General features: G+C 64.8%; 1 protein-coding gene and 1 pseudogene. Both read right to left on the bottom strand.

From position 1 onward, the window contains the following. Positions 1-1,251 (bottom strand): HAMP domain-containing protein (locus XH80_RS03000; RefSeq protein ID WP_271597270.1); only part of this gene is annotated, 1,251 nt, incomplete at its 3' end. A gap of 207 nt (positions 1,252-1,458) precedes the next feature. After that, positions 1,459-1,815, bottom strand: a pseudogene (locus tag XH80_RS02995) (methyl-accepting chemotaxis protein); the annotation flags it as partial.

The raw sequence follows: 1,815 nt of genomic DNA, 5'->3' as shown, positions 1-1,815 counted from the left end.
ATTGGACACGATCGCACCAACAGCGCTTTCAAAATCGTCGGCAAAGCGGATCAGCTCGGCGCGGCGGCTTGCGGCCTGCTCCCTGTTCTGGGCTTCGCTGGCGGCGGCATCGCGCTCGGCCTTGGCAACGGCCTGGAGCTTGAACTCCTCGACCGCGCCGGCCATCTCGCCGATCTCGTCCTTGCGCCCGAGGCCGGGCAGCACCACGTCGAAATTGCCCGAGGCAAGCTCACGCATCGCCTTGCACATCGCGATCATCGGCCGCGAGATGCCGTTGCCGAGCATCAGCGCCAGCGCCGCACCGACGGCAAGTCCGCCCAGCGCCAGCATCAGCATCAGCTGCTCGGTTTCCCCGATCGTCGTATTCGCACCCGCCTCGATGCGCTGCTGATCGGCCGACAGGTCCGAGCGCAATTCGCCCGAGAGCTTGAGGATGGACGCTGCCGTCTTGGTCATCTCGGCATTCGACTTGGCGATGACCTTCACGTTCTCCGACAGCTTGGCGAAGGATGCGCGGTATTGCTTCAGCAGACTGCCGATCTCGGTGACACGGTCGGTGATCTTCTGGTCGTTGGCGTAGATCGAGACCAGCAGCGTCTCCAGGAACTTGATGCGGGCGACGACCCCGTCGGCGGTCTTCGGATCCGGCTTGGCGACGAAGGCGCTGACCGACGTGGACACCGCGAGATATTGCGAAGTGATGTCCTTGGCCGTGGTCTGCACCGACGCGAGCCCGGCAAGCGCCGCAGTATCGGCAAGATCGTCGAACTTGAAGCGGATCTTGTTGCCGACAGCGTTCAGCTCATCGGCCGCGATCTTGTTGTTGGCGCGGGTCAGCGTGATGATCTCGCCGAAGACCTTTGTGAAGCGCTGGAACTCGGCCTCGAGCTTGCCGATCTCCTCGCGGCGCGCCGCGCCAGACGTGGCGGACATCGACTTGGCGATCGCCGCCTTCAGATTCTCTTCGGCCGCCTTGGCCGCGGTTTCGTCATCCGCCGCACCGGTCAGCGTGTACGCCCGGGTCAGGCCCTGATAGCTGACCAATTCGCGGTCGATGGTCCGTGCCAGGTCTGCTTCGGCCACGCTGGTCCGGTAGGAGGCGACGGCGCCAGCGATTCGCTCGAAGCCGAAATAGGCGAACGCCATGCTGGCCGCGAGGATGGCCAGCACCGCCACGAAGCCGAGGATGATCTTTGCGCGAAAGCGCAAGGTGAAGAGCCTCAAAGAGCTCGGCTTCGACTTGACCGACATTCCCCCACCCCATTCCATTCGCGGAAAACCAGGCGCTGTCCGGCAGCAGCCCGCTCCCCGACTCGCATGCACGGTAAATGGCAAAGGATAAGCCGCGGTAAATTTGCCACACCGCAACTTGCGGTGAGCTGTCGCGGAGGATGCCGTCGTCCCGGACAAGGGCGCGCTTGTCCGGACGGCGGCGGAGCATGAAGCTACAGGCGGGCCCTACGCTGCCCGGATATTCGCCATGAAGCGATCGAGCTCGGCGCGCAGGCGGGTGCTTTCGCTCGACAGCGTCTTCGCCGAGTTCAGCACCTCCTCCGAGGCCGAACCGGTTTCGGCCGCGCCGCGGTTGACCTGGCCGATGTCGGTCGCGGCGGTCTGGGTGCCCTGGGCGACGTTCTGGACGCTGCGGGCGATCTCCTGGGTTGCGGCACCCTGCTCTTCCACTGCACTGGCAATCGAGGTCGAGATCGACGAGATCTTGCCGATGGTGGCGCCGATCTCCTTGATCGCGGCGACCGACTCGGCCGTCGCACCCTGCATGCCCGCGATGTGCGAGGAGATCTCGTCGGTGGCCTT

This window comes from Bradyrhizobium sp. CCBAU 45384 (assembly GCF_028128665.1).
GTDB lineage: Bacteria > Pseudomonadota > Alphaproteobacteria > Rhizobiales > Xanthobacteraceae > Bradyrhizobium > Bradyrhizobium manausense.
This window is presented reverse-complemented; position numbering and strand designations above follow the sequence as displayed.